The 25,866-nt window shown below is 30.7% G+C and carries 21 protein-coding genes; 6 read left to right on the top strand and 15 right to left on the bottom strand.

Annotation, left to right across the window (positions count from 1 at the left end; all coding sequences use genetic code 11):
- Position 1 precedes the first annotated feature (1 nt).
- From AC1RRN_RS11840 to AC1RRN_RS11825, 4 genes are all read left to right on the top strand, one after another.
- The gene (locus AC1RRN_RS11840) at positions 2–1,489 is read left to right on the top strand and encodes a peptide MFS transporter (RefSeq protein WP_492967493.1); all 1,488 of its coding nucleotides are present in this window, start codon (positions 2–4) and stop codon (positions 1,487–1,489) included.
- A gap of 52 nt (positions 1,490–1,541) precedes the next feature.
- On the top strand, positions 1,542–2,009 hold the full coding sequence (locus tag AC1RRN_RS11835) for a thioredoxin family protein (RefSeq protein ID WP_492967492.1): 468 nt from the start codon (positions 1,542–1,544) through the stop codon (positions 2,007–2,009).
- A 222-nt stretch (positions 2,010–2,231) separates the two neighbouring features.
- Positions 2,232–2,684: a thioredoxin family protein gene (locus tag AC1RRN_RS11830; protein WP_492967491.1), complete on the top strand. Its 453-nt coding sequence runs from the start codon at positions 2,232–2,234 to the stop codon at positions 2,682–2,684.
- Positions 2,685–2,950: 266 nt separating this feature from the next.
- Positions 2,951–3,400: a thioredoxin family protein gene (locus AC1RRN_RS11825; RefSeq protein WP_492967490.1), complete on the top strand. Its 450-nt coding sequence runs from the start codon at positions 2,951–2,953 to the stop codon at positions 3,398–3,400.
- A 6-nt stretch (positions 3,401–3,406) separates the two neighbouring features.
- Here the strand turns inward: AC1RRN_RS11825 and AC1RRN_RS11820 are convergent, their stop codons facing one another.
- The 6 genes from AC1RRN_RS11820 to surE all read right to left on the bottom strand — a co-directional run bounded on the left by AC1RRN_RS11820 (position 3,407) and on the right by surE (position 8,228).
- Positions 3,407–4,999 carry a ComEC/Rec2 family competence protein gene (locus AC1RRN_RS11820; RefSeq protein ID WP_492967489.1) on the bottom strand — a complete coding sequence of 531 codons (1,593 nt, stop codon included), beginning with the start codon at positions 4,997–4,999 and terminating at the stop codon, positions 3,407–3,409.
- Positions 4,989–5,444: a hypothetical protein gene (locus AC1RRN_RS11815; protein ID WP_492967488.1), complete on the bottom strand. Its 456-nt coding sequence runs from the start codon at positions 5,442–5,444 to the stop codon at positions 4,989–4,991. The genes AC1RRN_RS11820 and AC1RRN_RS11815 overlap by 11 nt, the downstream gene beginning before the upstream one ends.
- 54 nt (positions 5,445–5,498) lie before the next feature.
- Positions 5,499–5,984: a C40 family peptidase gene (locus AC1RRN_RS11810; protein WP_492967487.1), complete on the bottom strand. Its 486-nt coding sequence runs from the start codon at positions 5,982–5,984 to the stop codon at positions 5,499–5,501.
- A 13-nt stretch (positions 5,985–5,997) separates the two neighbouring features.
- The gene (gene lpxB, locus AC1RRN_RS11805; RefSeq protein ID WP_492967486.1) at positions 5,998–7,116 is read right to left on the bottom strand and encodes a lipid-A-disaccharide synthase; all 1,119 of its coding nucleotides are present in this window, start codon (positions 7,114–7,116) and stop codon (positions 5,998–6,000) included.
- A gap of 67 nt (positions 7,117–7,183) precedes the next feature.
- A complete protein-coding gene (locus tag AC1RRN_RS11800) occupies positions 7,184–7,456 on the bottom strand; it encodes a hypothetical protein (RefSeq protein WP_492967485.1) in 273 nt (90 codons plus the stop codon).
- The gene (gene surE, locus AC1RRN_RS11795; protein ID WP_492967484.1) at positions 7,449–8,228 is read right to left on the bottom strand and encodes a 5'/3'-nucleotidase SurE; all 780 of its coding nucleotides are present in this window, start codon (positions 8,226–8,228) and stop codon (positions 7,449–7,451) included. The genes AC1RRN_RS11800 and surE overlap by 8 nt, the downstream gene beginning before the upstream one ends.
- A 211-nt stretch (positions 8,229–8,439) precedes the next feature.
- Here surE and AC1RRN_RS11790 point away from each other — a divergent pair, with 211 nt between their 5' ends.
- Together AC1RRN_RS11790 and AC1RRN_RS11785 are read left to right on the top strand one after the other, a co-directional pair.
- Positions 8,440–10,623: a carboxy terminal-processing peptidase gene (locus AC1RRN_RS11790; RefSeq protein ID WP_492967483.1), complete on the top strand. Its 2,184-nt coding sequence runs from the start codon at positions 8,440–8,442 to the stop codon at positions 10,621–10,623.
- 93 nt (positions 10,624–10,716) lie between these two features.
- Positions 10,717–11,505, top strand: a complete 789-nt coding sequence (locus AC1RRN_RS11785) for a DNA/RNA non-specific endonuclease (protein WP_492967482.1) — start codon at positions 10,717–10,719, stop codon at positions 11,503–11,505.
- Here the strand turns inward: AC1RRN_RS11785 and rpe are convergent.
- The 9 genes from rpe to AC1RRN_RS11740 all read right to left on the bottom strand — a co-directional run bounded on the left by rpe (position 11,482) and on the right by AC1RRN_RS11740 (position 25,866).
- Positions 11,482–12,144, bottom strand: coding sequence for a ribulose-phosphate 3-epimerase (gene rpe, locus AC1RRN_RS11780; RefSeq protein ID WP_492967481.1), 663 nt, complete (start codon positions 12,142–12,144; stop codon positions 11,482–11,484). The two genes, AC1RRN_RS11785 and rpe, sit on opposite strands and share 24 nt — an antisense overlap.
- A gap of 333 nt (positions 12,145–12,477) precedes the next feature.
- Positions 12,478–13,341: a sigma-70 family RNA polymerase sigma factor gene (locus AC1RRN_RS11775; RefSeq protein WP_007804760.1), complete on the bottom strand. Its 864-nt coding sequence runs from the start codon at positions 13,339–13,341 to the stop codon at positions 12,478–12,480.
- Between the two features lie 138 nt (positions 13,342–13,479).
- A complete protein-coding gene (locus AC1RRN_RS11770; protein WP_492967480.1) occupies positions 13,480–15,213 on the bottom strand; it encodes a hypothetical protein in 1,734 nt (577 codons plus the stop codon).
- Positions 15,201–16,400, bottom strand: coding sequence for a DUF4249 domain-containing protein (locus tag AC1RRN_RS11765; RefSeq protein ID WP_492967479.1), 1,200 nt, complete (start codon positions 16,398–16,400; stop codon positions 15,201–15,203). Before AC1RRN_RS11765 ends, AC1RRN_RS11770 begins: the two co-directional genes overlap by 13 nt.
- A 4-nt stretch (positions 16,401–16,404) precedes the next feature.
- Entirely contained in the window at positions 16,405–19,146 is a 2,742-nt protein-coding gene (locus AC1RRN_RS11760; RefSeq protein WP_492967478.1) for a TonB-dependent receptor, read from the bottom strand.
- Positions 19,147–19,166: 20 nt separating this feature from the next.
- Entirely contained in the window at positions 19,167–19,883 is a 717-nt protein-coding gene (locus AC1RRN_RS11755) for a hypothetical protein (RefSeq protein ID WP_492967477.1), read from the bottom strand.
- A gap of 194 nt (positions 19,884–20,077) precedes the next feature.
- Positions 20,078–21,829: a hypothetical protein gene (locus AC1RRN_RS11750; RefSeq protein WP_492967476.1), complete on the bottom strand. Its 1,752-nt coding sequence runs from the start codon at positions 21,827–21,829 to the stop codon at positions 20,078–20,080.
- A 20-nt stretch (positions 21,830–21,849) separates the two neighbouring features.
- Complete coding sequence (locus tag AC1RRN_RS11745) at positions 21,850–23,076, bottom strand: DUF4249 domain-containing protein (RefSeq protein ID WP_492967475.1); 1,227 nt, start codon at positions 23,074–23,076, stop codon at positions 21,850–21,852.
- Positions 23,077–23,088: 12 nt separating this feature from the next.
- Positions 23,089–25,866, bottom strand: coding sequence for a TonB-dependent receptor domain-containing protein (locus AC1RRN_RS11740; protein ID WP_492967474.1), 2,778 nt, complete (start codon positions 25,864–25,866; stop codon positions 23,089–23,091).

Raw genomic sequence — 25,866 nt, 5'->3', positions numbered from 1 at the left:
TATGGAAAGCAATACAATTACTCTAGAACAAATACAAAATTTTAAAGGCAAGTACCCAAAACAGTTGTGGTACTTGTTTTTAGTTGAAATGTGGGAACGTTTTTGTTTCTACGGAATGAGAGGTGTTTTAGCTTTTTTCATGGTAGACCAATTAGGTTTACTTGAAGGAAAGGCGAATCTTCAATACGGAGCTATTCAGGCTTTTGTGTATGCTTTTACTTTTATTGGAGGGATCTTCGCAGATAAAGTTTTAGGTTTTAAAAAATCACTTCTTTTTGGAGGTATCATTATGATTTTGGGGAATTTGCTTATTGCTGCTTCTCCTCATGATTTCTTTTATTATGGAATAACTTTATCTATTATTGGAACTGGTTTTTTTAAGCCAAACGTTTCTTCAATGGTAGGTGAATTATACCATGAAAGTGACGGACGCAGAGATGCTGGTTACGGACTTTTTTATGCCGGAATTAATATTGGTGGAATGCTTGGAGGAGCAATTCCTATTTATTTAGGAAAAAATTATTCCTGGAGTTTATGTTTCCTTTCTTCAGCCGTTGTTATGATTATTGGAGTGGTGACATTTCTTTTAACCAAAAAACACTTGGCTCCAATTGGAAATTCTCCATTAGAAGGACAAACTCCTAAAAAAAGAAGAATGAACGAGATTGCAGTTTATCTGGGATCCATAATTGTAATTCCGTTTATATACATCATGGTGATTAATTCTGATTATACAGATTATTTCATGTATACGATTGGTGTAATTGCAATTGGTTATTTTTTGTTCGAATTAATACGAATTAAAGATAGAAAACAGCAATATAAATTACTGGCAGCATTCATTTTTATCTTCGGATATTTTATGTTTATGGCTATTTCTGAGCAATCTGGAGGATCTTTGTCATTATTTGCGAAAGATAATTTATCAAATAAATTGTTGTTTTTTAATATAGATCCAAACGTGGTTAATAATAGTATTAATTCATTGTATGTTATTATTTTTAGCCCTCTAGTTGGTATTTTGTGGATCTTTCTTTATAAGAGAAAAATTGAACCAAATACGGTAATTAAATTTGGTCTTTCATTTATATTATTGGCAGCAGGTTTCTTTATTTTTTACAGTGCCAGATTTTTTATTAATCCAGAAGGATTGAGTTCTTTAAATGTTTTTGCTTTGGGTTATTTAATTTATACGCTTGGAGAGTTATGTATTGGGCCAATTGGAATGTCAGTAATTACTAAGTTGTCGCCTAAACGTTTGTTTGGAATGATGATGGGATTATGGTTTCTTTCTAGTGCTTTCGGGCAATTAGCGGCAGGGAAACTTGGTTCTGAAATGTCAAATGCAAATACAGGAGCGACTTTAATGTCTAAACTTATTGCTTATACAGATGGATATTATCAATTAGCACTTTATTCGCTTATTGCGGGTGTCGTTTTGATTATAACAACACCATTAATTAAAAAATTAATGCAAGAAGTAAAATAGACGACATTTAGCAATGTATATTTTGTTTAAATTTGTAAAAAATTAAAGCAGCATGAAAAAAATATTTTTGATTACCTTTTTTTTAACTGGCGTATTTGCAATGCAATCGCAAGAGTTGAAATGGTACACTGATGTGAGAGAGGCAATTACAGAAAGTAATAAAGTACATAAGCCAATGTTGATGTTTTTTACCGGAAGTGATTGGTGTGGATGGTGTATTCGTTTACAAAATGAAGTTTTAAAAACGCCTGAATTTACAAAGTGGGCAGCTGAAAATGTAGTTTTAGTTGAATTGGATTATCCAAGAAGAACGGCTCAGACTCCTGAAATCAAAAATCAGAATAGTGAATTACAACAAGCTTTTGGAATTCAGGGATTCCCAACTATTTATTTTACTAGTGCAGAGGCAATAGATGGAAAAGTAAATTTTAAAGGTCTTGGCCAAACAGGATATGTTGCAGGAGGGCCTAGTGCATGGTTGGCAGTTGCTAACGGAATTGTGAATCCAAAAAAATCGTAATTAGATAAAACTAATTTTTAAAATACTCTAAATCCTTATACTTTGTATAAGGATTTTTTTTGTTTAGTAGGAAAAGGTGTCTTTAATTTTATGGTCAATTGTTAATTTGTTATTTTATTGTAATTAAAAAAACATATAATGTATTTTTTGTATTAATTAAAATTGGAAAATTAAAATAATATGTTAATTTCGTTTCACTAATCTAACCAAAACCAAAATTATATGGCCAAAAAATTACTTATCCTACTATTTTTTTTAGGTTCATTTTTTACGCATGCTCAGAATTTAGTTTGGAGAACTAATATGACTGATGCAATTGCTATTAGTAATGAACAAAGAAAACCAATGTTAATTTTATTCACTGCCTCAGGTGTATCAGAAAATCTTCAGAATGAAATATTTAAAACGCCAGACTTTGCGGTTTGGTCGCGAGACAATGTCATCTTAGTAAAACTTGATTTGTCTGATTCATCTGCATCTGACGGTGATAAAGAGCAAAATCTAAAACTTAAAAATGCTTTTGGTGTTGAAGAATTACCTGAAGTATGTTTTGCACTGGCATCCATACGTAAAAACAAAACTACTTTTAGTGCTTTAGGAAAAATTGCCTATAAGCCTGGTGGAGCAAAAGCATGGATAGCAGAATCAAATGCTTTATTGCATCCAAGTGAATAATATGTTTTAAATTAAGTTGCTCAATTTAATTTTTAGATCCCCTTTATGTAACAGTAAAGGGGATTTTTTTTAAAACAGATTGTAATTGTTGCAAAGAGTTTTGTAATTTATTACATGATTTTTTTTCATTTCCTTAAAATTTTAATCTTTTATTAATAAATTCTGTTTTTTTGTATTTTTCTTAACTTTTTTGTCTAAATAACGCTTGTTTGGTAGAGATATTATATTAATTTAGTCGCATTAACCTACTTAAAACCCAAATTATTATGATCAGAAAATTACTAACCCTCTTGTTTTTTTTAGGTACATTTCTTACACATGCACAAAGTTTAGTTTGGAAAACAACTATGACGGAGGCTGTTGCTGCAGGTATGGAACAAAAAAAACCGCTCCTGATATATTTTACGATTGATGGTGCACCACAAAAAATTCAAACTGAAATATTTAATACTCCAGATTTTGCAGTTTGGTCGCGAGAGAATGTTATTTTAGTAAAGCTTGACTTGTCAGATCCTAAGATTTCAGATGCGGAAAGAGAACAAAATACTAAATTAAAAAGTGCATTTGGTGTAGATGAATTACCTGAGGTATGTTTTACTATAGGATCTGTTAGAAAAGAGAAAACTACTTTCAATTTATTGGGTAAGCTTCCATATAGACCAGGAGGGGCAATTCCGTGGCTAAAACAATCTAATCTTATTTTGAATCCGGAATAATATTTTTCAATTCAATTTGTAGAATCCCTTTTCACTTGTAGAGTGAAAAGGGATTCTTTTTTTACGACAAGATGCTTTCCAGTACTTCTGAAATGAATACGAATTGGAACCGTCCGCTATAACTATTTTTGGATGTAGATCTTCCAAAATACGATCTAAATTTATTTTTGGAGATGCTGTCAATAAAAGAATGTCTGGTTTAAGTCTTTTTTTATAAATACCGGAACTATCTATCAGCAATATTTTTTTACCATTAAAAAACAGGACGTTTTTAATTTTATTTACGGATTTCAAAACTCCAAAATTGGCAACGAGATAAGCTTCTAAAACGCTATTTTTTAATTCTTTTCCTGAAAGAAGATTATTAGTAAAAAGTGCGACGCTTTTGCCGATTCTTTTAGTAATTATTGTTTTTTTCTTTGCGTTATAAACAATTAGTTCCTGCTTGCTTTCGATTTCTTTTTTGGTTTGGATAAATGAAATCTGAATCAGGATTATTGTTCCAAGAAGAACTATAAATTTATTGTAATTAGGTTTTTTAAACCAAATGATGCTTGCAATTAAAAACAAATAAAAAGTAATCAGATGATAGAAATTAAAACTAATATTTTTAATTACAAATGATTCAAAAGACGCAACGTAATGAATTATCAGATTTAAAATGTAAATACTTTTTTCAAAAATTTGAATTAACAATAAGGGACAATTTGTAAATACAGACAGAAGCATAACAATAATCCCTGCTATCATTATAAAGGATAAAACGGGAAGAATAAGAATATTGGTCACAAAGAAAAGTCCTGGAAATTGATGAAAATAATACAGACAAAGAGGAAAAGTACCTATTTGGGCTGCAAAGGAAACGGTCAGAGCTTCCCACATATAATGGAGTATTTTATTATTAGGATTGCAGATGTTTTTTAAAAGTGGCTGTAGCCAAAGAATAGAAAATAGTGCAATATAACTGAGTTGAAATCCGACGTCAAACAAGAAGTATGGTTCGAAAAGTAATATCAGGAAAATTGAAACTAATAAAGTATGATACGTATTGCTATTTCTATGCAAATGATTTCCAATTGCAAGAAATGAAAACATTACTACTGATCGTAAAACGGGTGGTGAGAGTCCTGAAATAATTGCAAAAAGAGTTAATGAAATTATAATGGCAACTAACTTTATAAAAGAACCTTTTTGAGTGTTTGGAATTGGTTTTAGAATAAATAATATAAATAACATTATAAACCCAACATGTAATCCTGAAACAGACAAAACATGAGTTGCTCCAGAGTATTGATAATCCTGAATAATATCTGAAGAGATTTCTTGTTGCTGGCCAAGGATTAGTGCAAGCGCAACATTCATTTCTTGCTTATTAAATTTAGCCTTTTCAAGATTGTGAACAATTCTTGTATTTAAACGCGAAGCATAGAACCAGATGTCTTTTTTGACTTTCTTACTGACGATAATTTCTGCTTTTGACACATAAACTTGCCCATATATTTGTTTATTGACAAGATATTGGGCATAATCAAATTGATTTGGATTTTTCGGTGAAGTAATAGGTTGAAGAACGGTTTTAGTATTGATACTATTTTCCAATAACTAAAGAATTTTTAATGTTGTCTTTTGATATGTTGACGATAATTCGGCCGGAATAAATTTTACCGTCAATGCGATTTACAATAGCAATATAACGATCATTATAATCATTGCTTTTGAGTTTTTCACGTAGAGTAAGGTTGATAGTTTGAGGTTTTTCAAAAGCTTTTTCAAAATGAATGTAATTTAATACCTGAAATGAATCGGTGTTTATTATTAGAGCGATGAAGCCTATGCAAAATGAAATATAATAGGAGTTTATGCCGAAAAGTATATTTGAGTTTTTATTCTTTTTGGATAAATGATATAAAATTGGAAAGAAGATTATGCCAACAAAAAGCAGTGGCAAAGCAATCATAATTGTCGGTTTCCAGAGATAAGAAACTATAATGCCGAAGAGAAAACAAATTGTAATTTTAGTCAGGGGGAAATCTAATACTTTCATAAAATTAAAAGTATTAAAAATTTGTAAGAAAAAGATTAAATATTGATAAAATATTTATTCGATAATTCTATTAATTTGAGCAAAAGAATTCTTGTAATAAGCTTCTTTTGTAGAAGAAATTATAACTCCTTTTGAAGTGGAGGAATGCACAAATTTTATCTCATCAGATTTGACTTCCGTAATTAAACCAACATGATTAATTTGTTTGCTTTTATTGGTTTTGAAGAAAATTAAATCGCCTTTTTGGGCATCATCAATATTGATTATTTTTCCAATTTTAGATTGCTCGAAAGAGCTTCTTGGCAGTTTTATATTTTCAGATTCGAAGGTAGTAAACACTAATCCCGAACAATCAAAGCCGGTTTTTGTTGTTCCACCGGCTTTGTATTTCACGCCTATATTATCAGTTGCATTTTCAACTAAATGATTGACTATATGTTTGTTTTCGCGTTTACTGTCTTTACTGTTTACCGCAGTAGATGTTGATTTACAAGAAGTAAAAATGATAGACAGGAAAAGAAAAATTAATATTTTTTTCAAAACAATAAGTTTTTTAATGCTGTTTTAAATCAGCCACAATTAGTTTTGCAGTTTTTTTACTGGCACCAACACCGCCTAATTTCTGTTCTAAAATATCATAATTTTTAAGCAGTTTTTCGCGATAATCAGGTTCAAGCAATTTTTGAAGTTCTTCTTTAATACGTTTGGTATTGCAGTCAGCCTGAATTAATTCAGTTACAACTTCCTGATCCATAATTAAATTCACAAGAGAAATATATTTTAACGTAATAATTCGTTTTGCGATTTGATACGAAATAGAACTTCCTTTATAACAAACTACTTCTGGAACTTTAAAAAGAGCAGTTTCCAGGGTTGCTGTTCCGGATGTTACTAACGCAGCTGTCGAAGAGCGCAGTAAATCGTATGTTTTATTCGAAACAAATTTGATGTTTTTATTACTGATAAATTGCTGATAGAAATCATATTCCTGACTTGGAGCGCCTGCAATTACAAATTCATAATCCTGAAAATCATCAACAACACTTAGCATTACGCTTAGCATTTTTGTAATTTCTTGTTTACGACTTCCCGGTAAAACGGCAATAATTGGTTTTTCGCCTAATTGATTTTCGGTTCTAAAAACGGTCTCATCAAAAGCAGGCTGATTCTGGATTGCATCAATTAAAGGATGACCAACAAAATCTACCGGAAAATGATGTTTATCTTCGTAAAAGCTTTTTTCGAAAGGTAAAATCACAAACATCTTATCAACATCCTGTTTGATGGCTTTGATTCTGTTTTCTTTCCAGGCCCAGATTTGCGGTGAAATATAGTAATGTGTTTTGTAGTCCAGTTCTTTAGCCCACTTTGCAATGCGCATATTAAAACCAGGATAATCAATAAAAATGATAACGTCAGGTTTGAATTCTAAAATGTCTTTTTTGCAAAAAGTAATATTGCTTAAAATGGTTTTTAGATTAAAAATAACTTCAACAAAACCCATAAATGCCAGTTCACGATAGTGTTTTACTAAAGTTCCTCCGGCTTTTTGCATTAAATCACCTCCCCAAAATCTAATGTCGGCTTCAGGATCTTCCACATATAATGCTTTCATTAAATTAGAACCATGTAAATCTCCAGAAGCTTCACCAGCTATGATGTAATATTTCATATGAATTTTTTTGACAGTAGTTTCTGTTTTAAAGACAGAAATTATTTTTGCAATACAAAGATAAGATTTAAATAAACAAAGTGGAAATTGCCAAAACAATCACGGCCAAAACTACTCCGCGAGCCATCAATTCTTTATCTCTTTTTAATAGAATTAAAAATACAGCAAGATCTAAAAGAGTACCCAGAGTAATTATCTTTCCTAAATAGCCATAATGTTTAATGGTTTGAATTCCTGATGAAAGATCAAAAGTCGTAAAAAATGTGATAAACAAATAACTACCCAGAAGCGCAGTAAAAATTCCGATAATAAAACCAACAAGAATGTCTTTTTTATTCATTTAATTTCCAGGTATTAAGTTGTTGCATAGTATGATGTGCTGTTAAATCAAATTGTACAGGAACGACTGAGATGTAACCATTTTCCAGGGCCCATTCATCAGTGTCTTCGCCTTTATCCTCGTTTGTAAATTTTCCGGTAAGCCAGTAATAATCCTTTCCGTAAGGAGTTTGGCGCTTGTCAAATTTTTGGGCATAATAAGCTTTTGCCTGACGACAAATTTTTATTCCTTTAATTTCTTTTTCTTTTAATTTCGGAAAATTAACATTTAAAACTACTCCGGCAGGTAGTTTATTGGCAAGAGTTTCAAGTGCAATTTTTTTGACAAATGATTTAATGGGTTCAAAATCGGCATTCCAGTCAAAATCTAGTAAAGAAAAACCAATAGCCTGAATGCCTTCAATTCCGGCTTCAACTGCGGCACTCATCGTTCCCGAATAAATTACATTTATAGAAGAATTTGAACCATGATTAATTCCTGATACACACAAATCAGGTTTTCTGTGCAGGATTTCATTTACTGCCAGTTTTACACAATCAACGGGAGTTCCGGAACAGCTGTATTCAGTAACGCTATCATTTTCTTTTGAAATTTTATCCAAAAATAAAGTATTATTGATGGTTATAGCATGCCCCATTGCACTTTGAGGTTTGTCAGGCGCAACTACGATTACCTCACCAATAGTTTCCATGACACTAATCAAAGCTCTGATTCCGGGTGCTAAAATTCCGTCATCATTAGTAACTAATATTAAAGGTTTTTCATTTTTCATGCTGAGATTTTATTTTCGATTTGTCAAAATTAAAGCTTGTTAAAGCAAATGTAGTAACAGATTTTGGTAGAATACTAACAAATAAATAAAAATTGTCAACTAAATTAAAGAACGTTTTCGTGCATCAAACATTTTTATATCTTTAACAAAAAATTATAGTGAACTTGGCTGTCTTGGCATAGTTTTTACCGTAACTTAGATTAAAAAATTGATGAATGCTATTATTAAATTTATGAAAAGAAATTATAAAATACTTATAGCCGTATTATGCTTGTCATTAACCTTGTTTGCTTTTAAAATTAATGCAGATAAGTCAGAAGATCCGGACCCAAATAGAGATAAAACACTTTTAGAATTACTTGCATTTGTTATTGAAAAAGGACATTATAGTCCGGCTGAAATAAATGATGAGTTCTCTAAAGGAATTTTTAAAGACTACATTGATGCTTTAGATCCTTCAAAAAGGTTCTTTTTGCAGTCTGATATTGATGAATTTAAACAATATGAGTTGCAATTAGATGATCAGTTTTTGAATAAAGATCTGACCTTTTTCAATTTGACTTATACTAGATTGATGAAGAGAATGGAAGAGAGCAAAAAACGTTACAAAACGATTTTGGCACAACCTTTCAATTACAACGTTGACGAAACTTTTAATGCGGATTATGAGCATCTTCCTTATGCTAAAAATGCAACGGAAATTAATGAAAGATGGAGAAAACAAATTAAATTATCGACACTTTCATCTCTTGTTACCAAACAAAAATTAGAGGAAGATAAAAAGAAAACAGATCCTGCTTACAAAGCAAAATCTTTAGAAACTTTAGAAAAAGAAACTCGTGAGAGTTCTTTAAAATCGTTAGATGATAATTTCAGTTTAATTAAAGATTTGAACAAAGAAGATTGGTTTTCTGTGTATGTAAACTCAATTATGACACGTTTTGATCCTCATACAAGCTATTTTGCACCAGAAGAAAAAGATCGTTTTGATGTAAATATCAGTGGAAAATTAGAGGGTATTGGAGCAAGATTAACTAAGAAAAATGACTTTACTCAAATTGATGAATTAATTTCTGGCGGACCTGCGTGGAAAGGAAAACAACTTGAGGCTGGAGATTTAATTTTGAAAGTAGCACAAGGAAACGAAGAACCTGTAGATGTTGTAGGTATGCGTTTGGATGATGTTGTGAAAAAAATTAAAGGGCACAAAGGAACCGAAGTAAAACTTACAGTTAAAAAAGTTGACGGAAGTATCAAAGTGATTTCGATTATCAGAGATGTTGTTGAAATTGAAGAAACATACGCTAAATCAAGTATTGTAGAAAGAAACGGATTGAAATACGGTGTAATTTATCTACCTAAATTCTATATTGATTTTGAAAATAAAGATGGTCGTGATGCCGGAAAAGATATTGCGCTTGAAGTAGAAAGATTGAAAAAAGAAGATATCAACGGAATTGTACTTGATGTTCGTGATGATGGTGGTGGATCTTTATCTACAGTAGTTGATATTGCTGGTTTATTTATTGAAGAAGGACCAATCGTTCAGGTAAAATCTGCAGGTAAAAAGAAAGAAGTTCTATACGATAAAGATAAAAAAATCGAGTGGGACGGGCCATTAGTAATTATGGTGAATAGTTTCTCTGCTTCGGCTTCAGAAATTTTGGCAGCTGCAATTCAGGATTACAAACGTGGAGTAATTATTGGAAGTAAACAAACTTACGGAAAAGGGACAGTGCAAAACGTTTTAGACTTAAACCAATTTGTTCGTAATGCAAATTATGGAGATTTAGGAGCCTTGAAAATTACAGGACAAAAGTTCTACAGAATCAATGGTGGTTCAACTCAGTTAGAAGGTGTTCATAGTGATGTGGTTATGCCGGATCGTTATGCTTATTTAAAAATGGGTGAACGTGATATTGACAACGCAATGCCATGGGATAAAATTGATCCAGCGGATTATAATACCTGGACTTCAAATGAGAAATTTAATCAGGCAATTTTAAATAGTAAAAATAGAATTGCTGGAAATGCTCAGTTTAAATTAATTGAAGATAATGCGAAGTGGATCGATGTTAAAAACAAAGAAAACACTTATAGTTTAAATATCAATAGCTTTAAAGCAACTCAGGAACAAGTTGAAAATGAAGGTAAAAAATACAAACCTATTGCAGATTACAAAAACAATTTGGTTTTTAAATCTTTGCCTTATGAAGAACTTGAAATGAATAGCGATGCTACTTTAAAAGAAAAAAGAGAAGCTTGGCATCAGGCATTAGCTAAAGACGTTTATGTAGAAGAAGCATTAAATGTTTTAGATGATTTACAAAGTAAGAGTTATGTAAAAAATACTGTTACTCCTAAAATGAAAAAAGATAAATTGGTAAAATCTTAATTTTAGAAAAGATATTTGTTATTAAACGCTCCAGAAAATTTTATTTTTTTGGAGCGTTTTTTTGTAAGTTTAATGAATAAAGATATCCTGTAAATGAGAAATTATATTTTGTTAAGTTTGATAGTTTTAATGTCGATTTCCTGTAAAAAAGAGATTGTAGAAAGTAGTGTAAAAAATGATTTGAAAGAGACCGAATCTAATTTTGTATCCACTCAGAGTCGTACAGATTCGATTTATACTTTTGCTTATTTGCCAACTTCAACAACCAAACAAATTGTAAAACACAAATATTATACACTTTCATATAATGAAAAATTCGAACAGGCCGAATGGGTTGCTTATGAACTAAAGAAAGAATATCTTAGAAATAATGATTTTAAAAGACCTTATTTTATTGAAGATCCAAAAGTATCTACAGGTTCTGCTGATTGGAGAAACTATAAAAAATCAGGTTATGATAAAGGCCATCTTTGTCCGGCTGGCGATATGGAGTTTGATCAAAGTGCTTATACGGATACTTTTTATACCTCAAATATCTCTCCTCAAAAACATGATTTTAATAGCGGAATCTGGAATAGATTGGAGCAGAAAACACGTTATTGGGCTGAAAAGTATAATGACATTTATGTCGTAACAGGAGGAATTCTGAAAGATTCAGACAAAAAAATAGGGACAGAAAAAGTAGCTGTCCCTAAGTATTTTTATAAAATAATTTTGGCTAAATCAGGAAAAGAACATAAAGCAATTGCTTTTTTGGTTCCGAATGAAGATAGCGATAAGTCACTTTATGAGTTTGTAGTTCCAATTGAAACTTTAGAAAAAATGACTGGAATTGATTTTTTTCCGAATTTAAAAAATTTAAAAAGTGGTCAGAGCTTTTAATTCAGCTATAGTCTGAGTAGGGTTTTCTGCTTTAAAAACAAAGCTTCCCGCAACTAAAACATCGGCTCCGGCTTCTACTAATTGTTTTGCATTTTTGCTGGTTACACCGCCATCAATTTCGATAATTGTAGAAGCATTTTTGCGTGTAATTAAAGCTTTAAGCTTCTCTACTTTAGTATAAGTATTTTCAATGAATGATTGTCCTCCAAAACCAGGATTCACACTCATAATAAGTACTAAGTCAAGATCATTGATTACATCTTCTAATAAGTCAATATTAGTATGAGGATTGATTGCAACTCCTGCTTTCATTCCTTCGGCTTTAATAGCTTGTAAGGTTCTGTGTAAGTGTGTGCAAGCCTCATAATGTACAGTTAGGATATTTGCGCCTAAATCTGCAAAAGTTTTAATGTAGCGATCAGGATCCACAATCATTAAATGTACGTCGATTGTTTTTTTAGCATGTCTTGAAATCGCTTCCAAAACTGGCATTCCAAAAGAAATATTCGGAACAAAAACGCCGTCCATAATATCAATATGAAACCAATCAGCCTCACTGTTATTGACCATTTCGATATCACGTTGTAAATTGGCAAAATCGGCTGCTAGAACAGAAGGAGCGATAAGTGTATTCTTCATTGTGTAGTTGTATGTTGTTTTTTTACAAAGATAATTTTTTTTTAACCACAGAGTTCACAAAGATTACACAGAGTTTATAAAGCTTTGTGGACTTTGTGTTTTTTACAAAATCTAAAAATAAAAGAATCTTTGCGAGCTCTGTGGTTAAAATTTCAGTTAGAGCCAATAAAAAACTCCGGTAATCAGCCGGAGTTTCAATCATCAATCAAAAAACGAACAGTCAATCAAACTGTTGTTTGCTTTGCGGTCCAATATAGGCAGTTTCGCAATAAATTCCAAATTCCAATAAAATTATTGGGATTTGGAATTTTTAATATTGGATTTTGTGGGGTTTTATCCCAAATAAGTTTTAAGAATTTTACTTCTTGAAGTATGTTTTAATCTACGGATTGCTTTTTCTTTAATCTGACGTACACGCTCACGAGTTAAGTCGAAAGTTTCTCCAATTTCTTCTAAAGTCATTGGGTGTTGATCGCCAAGACCAAAATACAAACGAACAACATCAGCTTCTCTAGGAGTTAATGTTTCTAATGAACGTTCGATTTCAGTACGTAATGATTCGTGAATTAACTCTCTGTCCGGGTTTGGAGATTCTCCAGAACGTAATACGTCATAAAGGTTAGAATCTTCTCCTTCAACAAGAGGAGCATCCATTGATAAGTGACGACCAGAGTTTTTCATAGACTCTTTTACGTCATTTACAGTCATGTCAAGTTCTTTTGCAATTTCTTCAGCAGAAGGCGGGCGCTCGTTAGATTGCTCTAATAATGCGTACATTTTGTTGATTTTATTGATAGAACCAATTTTGTTTAATGGTAAACGAACGATACGTGATTGTTCTGCCAAAGCCTGAAGGATCGATTGACGAATCCACCAAACTGCGTAAGAGATAAATTTGAAACCACGAGTTTCATCAAAACGTTGAGCCGCTTTAATTAAACCTAAGTTTCCTTCGTTAATTAAATCAGGAAGCGTTAATCCTTGATTTTGATATTGTTTTGCTACCGATACTACGAAACGTAGGTTGGCTTTTGTAAGTTTTTCTAAAGCTCTTTGATCACCAGCCTTTATTCTTTGTGCTAATTCTACCTCTTCATCAGCGGTAATTAGGTCAACTTTTCCGATTTCTTGTAGATATTTATCTAACGATGCAGTTTCACGATTGGTTACCTGCTTGGTGATTTTAAGTTGTCTCATTGTATTGTCTCCTTATTTTTAAAGTGTACAAATGGTTATACGTAAGAAGTTTCAAAAAAGTTACAATTAATTAAAAAAAATAATAAAAAATCCGATTCAACATTCTGAATCGGATTTTTTATTTTAATTATTAAGACTTTAATTTGAGATTGAATCCTGAATTTCAATGTTTTCTTTTATAAAAACAGGTTTTCCATTAGAAGAAAATCCTTCTAAAATTATTTCGTATTTTCCAGATACATCTGACGCATAAAAAGAAACGTTTGAATTTGAACCATTCAAATCAACTTTTGGCATCCATAATAGTTGATGTCTGTAATCTGGAATTCTTGTGCTTTTATTACTTGTATAATCTGGTTGAAAATAGTCTTTTTTATATTGGGGTCTTAAAAGTTCTGGTCTAATTATAAAATTGCCTTTAAGATTGGTATCATAATCTCCATTTTTGGTTGTGAAAGCCACAATTCCGTTGAATGATTTTGAACCATAATAATAAAGTCCTTTTACGACATTAACTTTATAAATGTTTTTAGGATTATAAGTGAATAATTCATTTACATTTTGAATAATTAAACCGTCAACTATTATTAGAGCTGGAATTGTCGATTCATAATTTGGGTCATAATCATAAACGTGTATAGAATAATCGTTGTTGTTCTTTTTGAAGTAAACACCAGCTACAACTTCTGTAATCGTTTCTGCCATTGTTGGAAATCTTGTAAACGCATCAAGTTTAAATTCTTTCGATAAAGGACCAAAAAATGCAATACTATCGTTTGGAACTATAGTACTATCTTTCTTTTTGGTATAATAGGCATTTTCAATTTGAGTCGAAACCAATCTCTCTGTTACGTTGTTTATAAAATCTGAATTAAATTCAAAAACAGGAAATGTTAAATTTGAAATATCTATGTCTTTAGGTTGTTCCATTGTAACCGTATAATCTTCCTTGTTATCCTCAATAACCTGAATAATAATATTTGCATTTGGATTGGGTTTTTCCAAATTAAATTGAAATTTACCCTGATCATCTGTCTTGGTTAATTTCAAATCATTGTTTTTGCCTACAATAGAAAGTGCTACTTTCTTATTTTTAATTTCCGCCGTGTTAGACGATAATTTTCCACTTATGATTTCTCCACGTAATTCAGGAAGCGAAACATTAGTATTATTTATTTCCGTATTAGAATTTTCATTTTGGCTTTTCGCTTGTAATTCTTTAAAATTTATTTTGTTTTGGGATAATAAGCCATCAGTTTTCCTAACAGATAGCATATAATTTCCTTTAGCAAATTCATCAGAAGTTGTATTGATTTTAAATTCTATTCTATCTCTGTTTTTATATGTTTTGCTTTTCAGATCAAAAGAAATATTTTCATTCGATATTACTTCTGATTTAAGAACTTTATCAGATATAACATTTTTTGATTTTTCTTTATATGGATTTATTATAAAAATATCTTGGTTAAAATATACGGATGAATTTTTGTTTAACATCCAATTGGTATAACCAATTATTTTATAGCTTCCGGTTTCTAAAGTAGTTGGAATAAAAAAGTCTCCATTTCCAATACCATTCTCAAGGAAAAGTTTGTGAATAAAGATGGTTTTTTTATTACTGTCTATTAACTTTAAATAAGCTACTTTACTATATTTTGATGGAATATTTGTTGTACTATTTACACAGAAAAATTTATAGAGTAAAGTTTCTCCGGTTAGGAACGAATTGCCGTTTGTGCTAACATAAATTGACTCATTTAACTTTTTGTCGATCAGACTCAGTTCATTAATAGTGTTGTTTTTCTGAGCAAAAGAAATTTGCTGAAAACTTACTATTAAAGCTATGGCTAATATATATTTTAATCTATCCAAAATGATGGTTTTATATTTGATGAAAATGACGTACAATCTCCGCATTCTATTGGGTACAATAAATAAAGTGTACCGTCATTTGGAAAAAAGACTTTAATTTTTGTTTTGATATATTCTACTATTAAATTTCCCTGACAGCCCGCATTGGGATTTGTAGAAAAACAATAATTGAAAAAATATTGTCCAAGATCTAATTCCGGGATTTCGCTAGGACAATCATATGGATATGGTGGTTTTATTGTAGTAAAAAAATCTGTATAATTGAAAAATATTCTTTTTTCAGAATAAGAAGACACATCAAAATAGCCTATTACTTTTTCTGAAGGATTATCTACAGATTTAATATTTCCGTAAAAGAATCCCGGTTGTGTTTGAGATAAGATACTTCCATTATTTGATATCTCTTTTAATGTTTCAGAAAAAGTATGAGCAGCCAGACTTTGAACGTATTGCTTTACTAAAATACTATATCTGTTTCTTATAAAATTATCTGTACTGGGAATGAATCTAACAGGAAAATTACTTACTCTATCTTCTGATAAATGGCTTGTACTTGTTAATAGTAAAGTATTTGATTTTTCTGTTGTATAGCAAATTCTGGCTTCAGTTGTTCTTGGTTGTAAACTAACTCTTCCATTATTTTCAACTAATACTTCCCTATACCATTTTGGTGCAATTATTTGAGAAGTTTCTTCATATTCATATCTGTAATATTTTGATGAATTAGTTGGGTCATTACTATTTACTGTAATTTCTACTCCAAGAACGCCTTCTTTTGTAATCGCCGCAGCATTTACACTTTCGATTTGGGTTTGCTGTGGTAATTTTTCTGAATTCGAAACATACGATCTTCCATCTTGAGTACGAATATGTAAAGTATAAGTCCTGTCCGGGCTTGCCTGAAACTGATTTACTGAAGTATAAGATGCTGCATTCTCTTTAAAATCATATTTATTCCCTTTATCGTCAGTTACAAAAACAATAGCTTTCGTTTCGAACGTAGGTACTTTTTCTTCAAGTTTGTAAGTTCTTGTAAGTTTTATTTCCTGAGTTTTAAATTGATCCGTTATAGTAGCTTCAATTGTAATAACATCATCGAATCCGTTAGTTTGATAGTCGTATGGAGTCGTACACCCAACGGTTGTTGAGAGTATTAATATTGTGAGAAATCTGAATAAGACTTTCATGACTTTAAAATTTAAAATTATAAGTAATAGTTGGTATCGGAACAGCAAAAATCGAGGTCTGATAGGCTTTTATCTGTCCTTCCTTTGTTACAAAAAAGATGGAATATGGATTATTTCTTCCTAATACATTGTAGATCGAAATATTCCAGAAACTATGCGCTAATTTTTTTATTTTATGATTTCCTTCAATGTTAAGTCCTATGTCAAGTCTGTAATAATCAGGTATTCTATATTTATTTCTATCGCTATATATCGTGTATTCAGCACCTTGATAATAATATTTACCAATTGGGTAGGTAACTGGCCTTCCGGTTTGATATACAAAATTAGAAGAAAAACTATAGCGATGTGTGAATTTATAATTCATAACAATGCTAAAGTCATGTGGTTTGTCAAAATTGGTTGGAAAATACTCACCGTTATTTACTTTTTCATCATTAAACTGACTGTCTAATTTTATAAATGCTCTTGAATAAGTATATCCAATCCATCCATTAAGTCTTCCGTTAGGTTTTTTTAATAAAAATTCAACACCATAGGCTTTTCCTTCTCCTTGCAATAACTCGGTTTCTAAATCCTGGTTTAAAAGAATATTGGCACCTACTTTATAATCTAAAATATTTTTAGACGTTTTGTAATATCCTTCTAAGCTTAGCTCAAGATCGTTATATTCTAGTTTTTTAAAGACACCTAAAGAATATTGCAGTCCAGTTTCTGGTTTGACATTCAAATCAGATAATTTCCAGGTATCAGTTGGAGATTGAGTGGTATTGTTTGTTAGTAAGTGAATGTATTGGTAATTTTTATCGAAACCTGCTTTTACAAATAAGCTTTCATCAAATATATAACGCAAACCTATTCTTGGCTCAAATCCGCCAGAAGTGTTAATTACTTGATTGTTGGTGTATGTTTTTTCCTCTGTTACGGTTGAAGGCGTCATTGGCACACCTTCTTCGTAAATTTTTTGTGTGGATGGTCCTAAGGCGGCATAAAGCGAATATCGGGCTCCAATATCCAATAATAATTTTTCGGTAATTTGAAATTTATCAGAGAAATAAACAGCCGATTCTAATCCTTTTTCATCGTCTACTTTTGTCGGTGTTACAATAGAAGATGCCCCATTTGGACTTAATTCTCCCGGATTAACTTTGTATAATTTACTAGTTACCCCATAAGTGAATTTGTGATTATCACCTAATTCACTATTGAATTTTAAATTTGCCTGAGTTTCATTTATTTTATATTTGAAAATAAAGGATTCCGGATTAGTAGATTCATAATTGATACTGAAATTATAGCCACTATTTGTAAAGTTTAGTTCACTGCTGTTTTTTTCATTAAAAGCATGTTTCCATTTTAAAGAAACAAGACTGTTGCTGTATTTATAGATAGAATCAGGAGTTATGCTGTAAGCGTCTTTACTGTAATATCCAGTTGCTTCTACTGAATTGTTTTTGTTTATTTTGTGATTGTATTTTGCAAATAAGTCGTAAAAAGAGGCATGACTGTTTTTTAGGGTTTCATCATCCAATTGCTTTAAAATCCAATCAGAATAGGTTGCTCTTCCGCCAACCAATAAACTGGCTTTATCTTTTACGACAGGAATTGAAACCGTAAGATTACTTGTTACTGGCCCAATTCCGCCTTCTCCAGAGATTTTTTCTGTACTTCCATTTTTAGAAACGATATCAAAAACAGATGATAATCTCCCTCCAAATTCTGGAGGTATTCCGCCTTTATAAATATCAACTTTGTTTATTGTATATGGATTAACAGATGAGAAAAACCCAAAAAGATGTGTTGGATTGTAGATAGTTGCGTTGTCTAATAATATCAGGTTTTGATCTTCTTTTCCTCCTCTGACATTAAATCCTGAAGAACCTTCACCAGCAGTTTTTATGCCGGGAATAGTTAAGGCAACCTTAAAAATATCTCGCTCTCCAAGTACTAAAGGAATATTTTTAATTCCTTCGGCTTCGATTGTAGTAACGCCGGTAATCGCAGTTCTAATGTTTTGGTTGTCTTTTCCTTTTACGACTACTTCATCTAATTGATTTATTTTTTCGATAATCGAAAAGTCTAAAGTACCGTTACTATAAATCATGATTTTTCGGGAAGTACTATTATGAAATATGGATTCAATTTCTATTGTACTCAGTCCGGTAGGAAGTTTTAAACTGTAAAATCCTTCAGCATTCGTAATAGTCGATATCGGTGTATTTTTTGCTTTTACCGTTATATCCGCCAGAGGTTTACCATCTTTTAAATCAGTAATGTGACCCGAAAGTGTATAAAGTTCAACATCTGAATCTAATGTTTCTTTACCAATTAACGCAATAGAAGTTGTTCCTTCTGATTTGTTTTTTTTGACAGAATCATATTGTTGGAAAAAGATGGGTGCATTAGAATCTTTAGTGCCGTTAGTGGGTAATTTGCTGTAAACGATACTGTTTTTTGTTAAGATAATTCTATTTCTGTCAATAAAAAAATTAAGATCTGTATCTTCTAAAACTTTTGATAATAATTCTTCAATAGTTTTATTAGAATAGTCTCCTGAAATTAAAACAGTAGGATCGAACCAGTCATCCTGGAAATAAATTTTGTAATTGGTGGAGGCTTCAATTTTTTTTAAAGCATCCATTCTGGTGATATTGCTATAATTAATGCTAACTGTATTTTTTTGAACTTGTGAATACATTAATTGATTAAAACCGAAAAATAATAGAAGGATCGTAAATATTCTCATTTGGATGATTTCTGAAAATTTTAATTATTAATGTATTTGATAATATTTTTCATGAATAGAGAAGGATTCTCTTTTCTTAAGTCTCTATTCATAAGATAGAAATCATTTATTTTTCTTTTACTGTCAGGAAACAGTGTTACGATTTCTTTTTTTTCAGTTATCAAATTATACTTGTTTTCTTTAAATAAGATAAACTCGTATTTTGGTACATAATCGATTAAATTAATTTCATCCTTGGTGCTTTTCTTTTTTTCTTTGTAATATTTGATATAAAGCGTAATATTATTTTTAATTAATATTTCTTCATAATATCCGCCTTTAAAGATTGTTGGGTTTAATTCTTTAAGGTTGGTAAATTTCTCATTGCCAATAGTAAAAGACTTTATTTTATCTTTAATAAGATTGATTTTAGTTGTGTTAGACTCATCATAAGGTCTTAAAACCAATTCGTCATTATAAATGTCATATTTAAGAAATAAATCAAAATACAATTGCTCATTGTAATTAATGCTTCCTTTCTTGAATTCATCAGTTAAATAGCGATGTTGATTTGGAGCAGTCTTGTCAAAGTTTAGATGTGCTAATCCATTTTTGAAATCCAAAGATTCTAAACCTAAATTTTTATCGAACCAATTATAGACTGTAATATCGTCATTTGTTTGACTTTGGGTGGAGTAAATATTTAAGAATAATCCAAATAAAACAAGGAAAATAGTTTTTTGTTGATGATTTTTCAATGGATTGGCAGTTTTAGTGTTTTGTTTTGGTTGATTTCAAAAGTATTAAAAAAATGTTATAGATTTTGATAGTAATTGTTAAAATATGATAAATTAATTGTTTTAATTAACTAAAAACCCAAATTCAAATAACTGAATTAGCATTTTTACGAATATTTTATCAATTATATGATTTTCAACTAAATCTTTTATTTTTAATTAGCGCTTATATTTTTTACTTCCATCGTTTCTTTTAAAGAAACAGGAACCCCTTTTTCTGTAAATCCTTCCAGATTTATTTCATAGACTCCCGGTACATCAGAAGTAAAAAAAGAAATTAAATTTTCAGTTTTATCCAATGTTAATTCTGGTTCCCAAAGTAATTGATATCTATAATCAGGAAGTCTGTTATATTTAGCTCTGTCTGCATAGTCTTGTTTGAAATATATAGTTTTGTTTTGAGGTCTTTGAATTTCAGACTTCAAAATGTAGCTTCCCTTTTCTTTGCTTATATAATCATTGTTTTTTGTAGTAAAGCTAATGATACCATTAAACGCTTTTGGTCCATAAAGATAGATCCCGGGAACAACGCTGATTTTGTATATATTATCGGTTTTATAATCAATTAATTCGTTGGTGTTTTGAATTAATAATCCATCCACTAATACTAATGCAGGTTCTGAAAAATATTTCAAATCATAATTTATATCTCTCACATTTAGCGTGAAATTATTATTTTCTTCCCGATAATATACTTCTTTTATCACCTCAATAATTGTTTCTTTTAAACTTGGAAATTTTGTGTAATCTTCAAGGACATATTCTTTTTCTAATGGATGATAAAAAGGATTAGTTTTCGCATTAACTTCTATACTATCTTTTTTCGTGGAATAATATGCGTTTTCTATTTGATTTGCTATGGATCTTTCTTCTATGCTTTTTTTATAATCAGAAGAAAGATGTAGCTCATTTGTAAATTTTAATTCTGAAAAATTGTACCCTTTATCTTTATCAATTTCAATTTTATAATCATTTTTATCAGATTCAACTACCTGGAAAATAGCATTAGAATAATTTGGGTTTTTATCTAAAATAAAGTTGAATTTACCATATTGATCTGTTTTTACTATTTTAAATGCAAAATCTGTTCCTGGTATTGATAAGGAAATGTCTTTGCCGGCGATTTGTTTCGGGTCTTTCGTATTTATAATGCTGCCGGATATTATTTCTCCTCTAAATTCTGGTAAAAACAAGATACTGTCATTTATAGTATTGGCTAATAAATTATTAGAATTTGATTTCACAAATTCATAAGAATTCATTGGTTTTATGACAGGCAAATTATCGATTTTTTTTACCGAAAGCGAAAACCTTCCCTTATTAATAATAGAATTTGATGATTTTATTTTAAGTGAAATTTGTTCTCTTTTTGTTGCTGTTTTTTTATCTAATTCCAGAGTAAAAGATTCATCTTTTGGTTGATTTTCAACACTTATTTTAGCTTCTGGAATTTTTGTCTCTTTTTCCTGAGTGTTAGAATATTTTCCAGAATTACTGTTTTTGCTTGTTGAATAAGGATTTATGATAAAAAGATCTGTCTCGGAAATTTTTGAATCTTTTTTGTTTAACATCCAGGTTGTGTATGCAATTAGTTTATAATTTCCGGTGCTAAATGTTGTTGGTATAAAAAAATCACCATGTCCGGTAGCACTGTCAAGATAAATTTTGTTTATTAAAACAATCTGGTTTTCCTTATTAACAAGCTCAACATGAGCAATTTTACTAATATTGCTAAAGTTGTTGTTCGATGGATTTAAACAATAAAATTTGACATGTAATGTTTCTCCAACAACTAAAGTCGTGGTGTTTAAATGAACAAATATATTCTCACTCGTCGCTTTACTTATAGTTTCACTTTTGTTTAATGAACTATTCTGTGCAATAGCAGTCTGAATTGCTATTAACATCACGATACTTATTATTTTTTTTAATCTATCCAAAATAAAGGTTTAATGTTAGATGAAATTCTGGTACAGTCTCCACAAGGGGCAGGAACAAATATAATTTCCTTCATGTTGCCTTGCTCTCCTAAATATACTGACTCTGCTACAGGTGATTTAACTAATGCAAGTATTGTGAAGCCAGCACAACCTTTCATAGTCCAACAATTAGCTAATATTTGCGGTGCACAGTCACTATAAAAAGGAGGATATGGATCGTCAACAAAAAGATCTCTAAAATTAAAAAAGATTCTTTTTGATGATATTGATGATACTTCAAAATAACCAATTACTTTCTCATCAGGATTGTCATCTGATTTTAAATTACCATAATTGAAACCAGGCTGAACTTGTGAAAAAAGACTTGAAGACGTAGAAAGGCTTTTTAATGTATTGTAATAAGTATAAGATTCTGAATTTTGGATATATTGACGGACTATAATACTGTAACGTTCATTTAGAATAGGACTTTTCATATCTATGAAACGGATAGGCAAATTGATACGATCTTCACTTGAGCCCACTGTGCTCAGTAAAATTAAATCATCCGATTTTTTTGTTGTATAACATACTCGCGTTTCGCCTTCTCTGGGAATAATCAGATAATTAGGCTGCTCTGGGTTTGGACTATCAGGATCTACTTTAAGTTTATCAGGAGTCCATGAGGGAGAAATCACTTTATATGTTTCTTCATATTCATATCTGTAAAATCTCGATTTTCCATTAGGATCATAACTGCTTACTTGTATTTGAACTCCTTTAATACCGTCTATCGTTTCTACTTTAGGTTCAACCTGAACTTCGCTAACTGCAGTTAAAGTTTGTGCTGCAGAGGAATACGATTTTCCATCTTTAGTTATAATATTTAAACGATACGATTTTCCCGGAACTGCCTGAAAAGGATCTTTTGAAACATAAAGTCCTGAAAAATCTTCAAGTTCGAACTCAAATGTGTTTTTATCGCTGTCGGTTACATAGACCATGGCGCCTTTTTCAAAAGCAGGGCCATCTTCTTCTAGACGATAGGATCTCGTAATTTTTACTTCCTGCTTTTTTAATTCGTTTGTAATATTGGCCTGAACAACAAGTATGCTTTCAAATGTAGAATTGGTCTGAAAAACATATTGCTCGGTACAACTGCCCATAAAAAGACAAAAAAGTATTAAAACAAATGTTTTATATAAAAGTCTGAGAGGTCTGATTATAAATTCCATTTATTTTGATGATTAAAATTTGACATTATACGTTATGGTCGGAATCGGCACAGAAAATATAGACGTTTTATACGCTTTTATCTGACCATCTGTTGTAATAAAAAAGATCGAGTAAGGATTGTTTCTTCCTAAGACATTATAGACAGAGATATTCCAAAAACTATGTGATAATTTTTTTATTTTATGATTGCCTTCAATATTAAAACCAAGATCTAGTCGATAATAATCAGGAATTCTAAATTTGTTTCGATCACTATATAGTGTATATTCCATGCCATTATAAACATAACTTCCAATAGGATAGGTAATTGGTCTTCCTGATTGGTATATGAAATTACCAGATAAACTATATCTCTTAGTGAATTTATAATTTAATACAGCACTTACTTCGTGCGGTTTGTCAAAGTTTGTTGGAAAATAATGTCCGTTGTTAACTTTCTCATCAATAAATTCGGTGTTTACTCTAATAAAAGTTCGTGCGTAAGTATAGCCTAACCAGCCATTAAGTTTTCCGGCATTCTTTTTTAGTAATAATTCAATTCCGTATGCTTTTCCTTCACCTTGTAAAAGCTGAGTTTCAGTATTTTCATTCAACAACAATTCAGATCCGACTTTATAGTCCAACAAATTATTAGATTTTTTATAATAGCCTTCTAAACTTAATTCTACATTATCATTGTCAAGATTTTTATAAAATCCCAAAGAATATTGCTGTGCTTCTTGCGGAGCAATATTTAAATCAGATAATTTCCACGAATCTGTTGGTGATTGCGTAGTATTATTTGTTAGTAAATGAATGTATTGATAGGTTTTATCATAACTTGCCTTTACAGAGAAATCATCAGTAAACAAGTAGCGTGCTGCTATTCTTGGTTCGAAACCGCCATACGTTTTAATGACTTCATTTTTTTTATAATGTTGTGTTCCAATAACGGTATTATCGTTGACCGGAGCATTTTCTTCGTAGATTCTTTGCGTTGATTCACCTAATGCAGAATAGGAAGAATAACGCAATCCCAAACTAATTAAGATTTTTTCACTAAGCGTATAGTTGTCTGAAAAATAAAGGGCCGATTCCAATGCTTTTTCGTCTTCTATGTTTGTCGGAATTATAGTTGATTTAGGATCTTTTGGATGTAGATAACCCGGATCGACATTGTAAAGTTTACTCGAAATACCATAATTGAAACTATGTTTGCTGTTTAGCGTATAATTAGCATTTGCTATAAATTGGGTTTCATTTAATTTGTATCCATAATCAAAAGAATTTGGAGTTCCGTTGTTATAGTCAATATTAAATTTATAATTACTATTGGTAAATATCAAGTCGGCTTTGCTTTTACTGCTAAAGGCATGATTCCATTTTAAAGAAACCAATGCGTTACTATATTTATAGACTGAATCTGAAGAAATGCTAAAACGGTCTTTACTATAATATAGTGTCGATTCAATATTGTTATTGGTGTTTATTTTGTGGTTGTATTTTATAATTCCATCAAAAAAGGCTGCCTGGCTATTTTTTAAGTTTTCATCATCAAGACTCTTCAGAATCCACTCAGAATAAGTAGTTCTTACACCAACCAATAAACTTGATTTGTTTTTAACAATCGGTGTTCCTATAGAAAGATTGCTTGTTACAGATCCGATACCGCCTTCGCCTGAAAATTTTTCAGGATTACCATTTTTAGAAGCAATATCAAAAACAGAAGACAATCTTCCTCCAAATCTCGCAGGAATACTACCTTTATATATATCTACTTTGCTGGTGGTATAAGGATTTACAGCAGAGAAAAAGCCTAAAAAGTGAGACGTATTGTATAAAACAGCATTGTCTAAAAGAATTAAATTTTGATCGTCTTTTCCTCCTCTGACATTAAATCCTGCTGATCCTTCACCAGTAGTTTTAATTCCCGGTAAGGTTGTGGCAACTCTAAAAATATCTCTTTCACCCAGAACAAGCGGAATATTTTTTATTCCTTCAACATCAATGCTGGAAACCCCGGCAATAACATTTTTTACATTTTTGTCTGCATTCTTTTTGATAATAACCTCGTCTAATTCGTTTATGTTTTCATAAAGATCAAGGTCTAATTTGCCATTATCATAAACCATTAAGGTCTCTACATCTTTTTTATGATTGATTGATTCAACTTCAAGGTAATTAAGTCCAAATGGTACTTCAATCGTATAATGTCCATCATTATCAGTAACTGTACTTATGTTCTGACCACGTACTTTAATACTTACATTGGAAACTGTTTTTCCTGTTTTTTTATTTTTTATAAATCCTGAAAGGGTATAGAATTTTGATTCTCCACCTTTTTTTTCCTTACCAATATAGGTGATTCCTGAATTAATCTTATTGTATTTTAATGTATCATATTGTTGCTGAAAGACAGGTTTAGCCAAAGCTATAACTTCAGTTTTGGTAGCCGGAACCGATTTTGAAGGCTCAAAATAATCATCTGGTAATAGATCGTAAATAATACTGTTTTTTGTCAGGATTATTTCTTTATCAGATATAAAATAATTTAGATTGGTTTTTTCAAAAAGACTGGTTAATATATCTTCAATAGAGGCGTCGTCGTATTTTTTATTGATGATAATTGTTTCATTTTTTAACCAATTCTGATCAAAGTAAAATTTATAATCGGTCGTTTTTTCAATCTCCTCTAAAGCGGATTTTAAATCGGTATTATTAAATTCAATGGATATTTTTTTTGTTTTTTCCTGACTAAAAGATAATGCATGAAAAGCTAATAAAAATAGGGCTAGTATAATTTTTCTCAT

The organism is Flavobacterium sp. GW821-FHT11G01, assembly GCF_058808175.1.
This window is presented reverse-complemented; position numbering and strand designations above follow the sequence as displayed.

Coding starts and splice junctions, on each gene's coding strand:
- AC1RRN_RS11840 (WP_492967493.1), top strand. CDS start 2: ATGGAAAGCAATACAATTACTCTAGAACAAATACAAAATTTTAAAGGC.
- AC1RRN_RS11835 (WP_492967492.1), top strand. CDS start 1,542: ATGAAAAAAATATTTTTGATTACCTTTTTTTTAACTGGCGTATTTGCA.
- AC1RRN_RS11830 (WP_492967491.1), top strand. CDS start 2,232: ATGGCCAAAAAATTACTTATCCTACTATTTTTTTTAGGTTCATTTTTT.
- AC1RRN_RS11825 (WP_492967490.1), top strand. CDS start 2,951: ATGATCAGAAAATTACTAACCCTCTTGTTTTTTTTAGGTACATTTCTT.
- AC1RRN_RS11815 (WP_492967488.1), bottom strand. CDS start 5,444: ATGAAAGTATTAGATTTCCCCCTGACTAAAATTACAATTTGTTTTCTC.
- lpxB (WP_492967486.1), bottom strand. CDS start 7,116: ATGAAATATTACATCATAGCTGGTGAAGCTTCTGGAGATTTACATGGT.
- AC1RRN_RS11800 (WP_492967485.1), bottom strand. CDS start 7,456: ATGAATAAAAAAGACATTCTTGTTGGTTTTATTATCGGAATTTTTACT.
- surE (WP_492967484.1), bottom strand. CDS start 8,228: ATGAAAAATGAAAAACCTTTAATATTAGTTACTAATGATGACGGAATT.
- AC1RRN_RS11790 (WP_492967483.1), top strand. CDS start 8,440: ATGAATGCTATTATTAAATTTATGAAAAGAAATTATAAAATACTTATA.
- AC1RRN_RS11785 (WP_492967482.1), top strand. CDS start 10,717: ATGAGAAATTATATTTTGTTAAGTTTGATAGTTTTAATGTCGATTTCC.
- rpe (WP_492967481.1), bottom strand. CDS start 12,144: ATGAAGAATACACTTATCGCTCCTTCTGTTCTAGCAGCCGATTTTGCC.
- AC1RRN_RS11775 (WP_007804760.1), bottom strand. CDS start 13,341: ATGAGACAACTTAAAATCACCAAGCAGGTAACCAATCGTGAAACTGCA.
- AC1RRN_RS11765 (WP_492967479.1), bottom strand. CDS start 16,400: ATGAAAGTCTTATTCAGATTTCTCACAATATTAATACTCTCAACAACC.
- AC1RRN_RS11760 (WP_492967478.1), bottom strand. CDS start 19,146: ATGAGAATATTTACGATCCTTCTATTATTTTTCGGTTTTAATCAATTA.
- AC1RRN_RS11750 (WP_492967476.1), bottom strand. CDS start 21,829: ATGTTAATAGCAATTCAGACTGCTATTGCACAGAATAGTTCATTAAAC.
- AC1RRN_RS11745 (WP_492967475.1), bottom strand. CDS start 23,076: ATGGAATTTATAATCAGACCTCTCAGACTTTTATATAAAACATTTGTT.
- AC1RRN_RS11740 (WP_492967474.1), bottom strand. CDS start 25,866: ATGAGAAAAATTATACTAGCCCTATTTTTATTAGCTTTTCATGCATTA.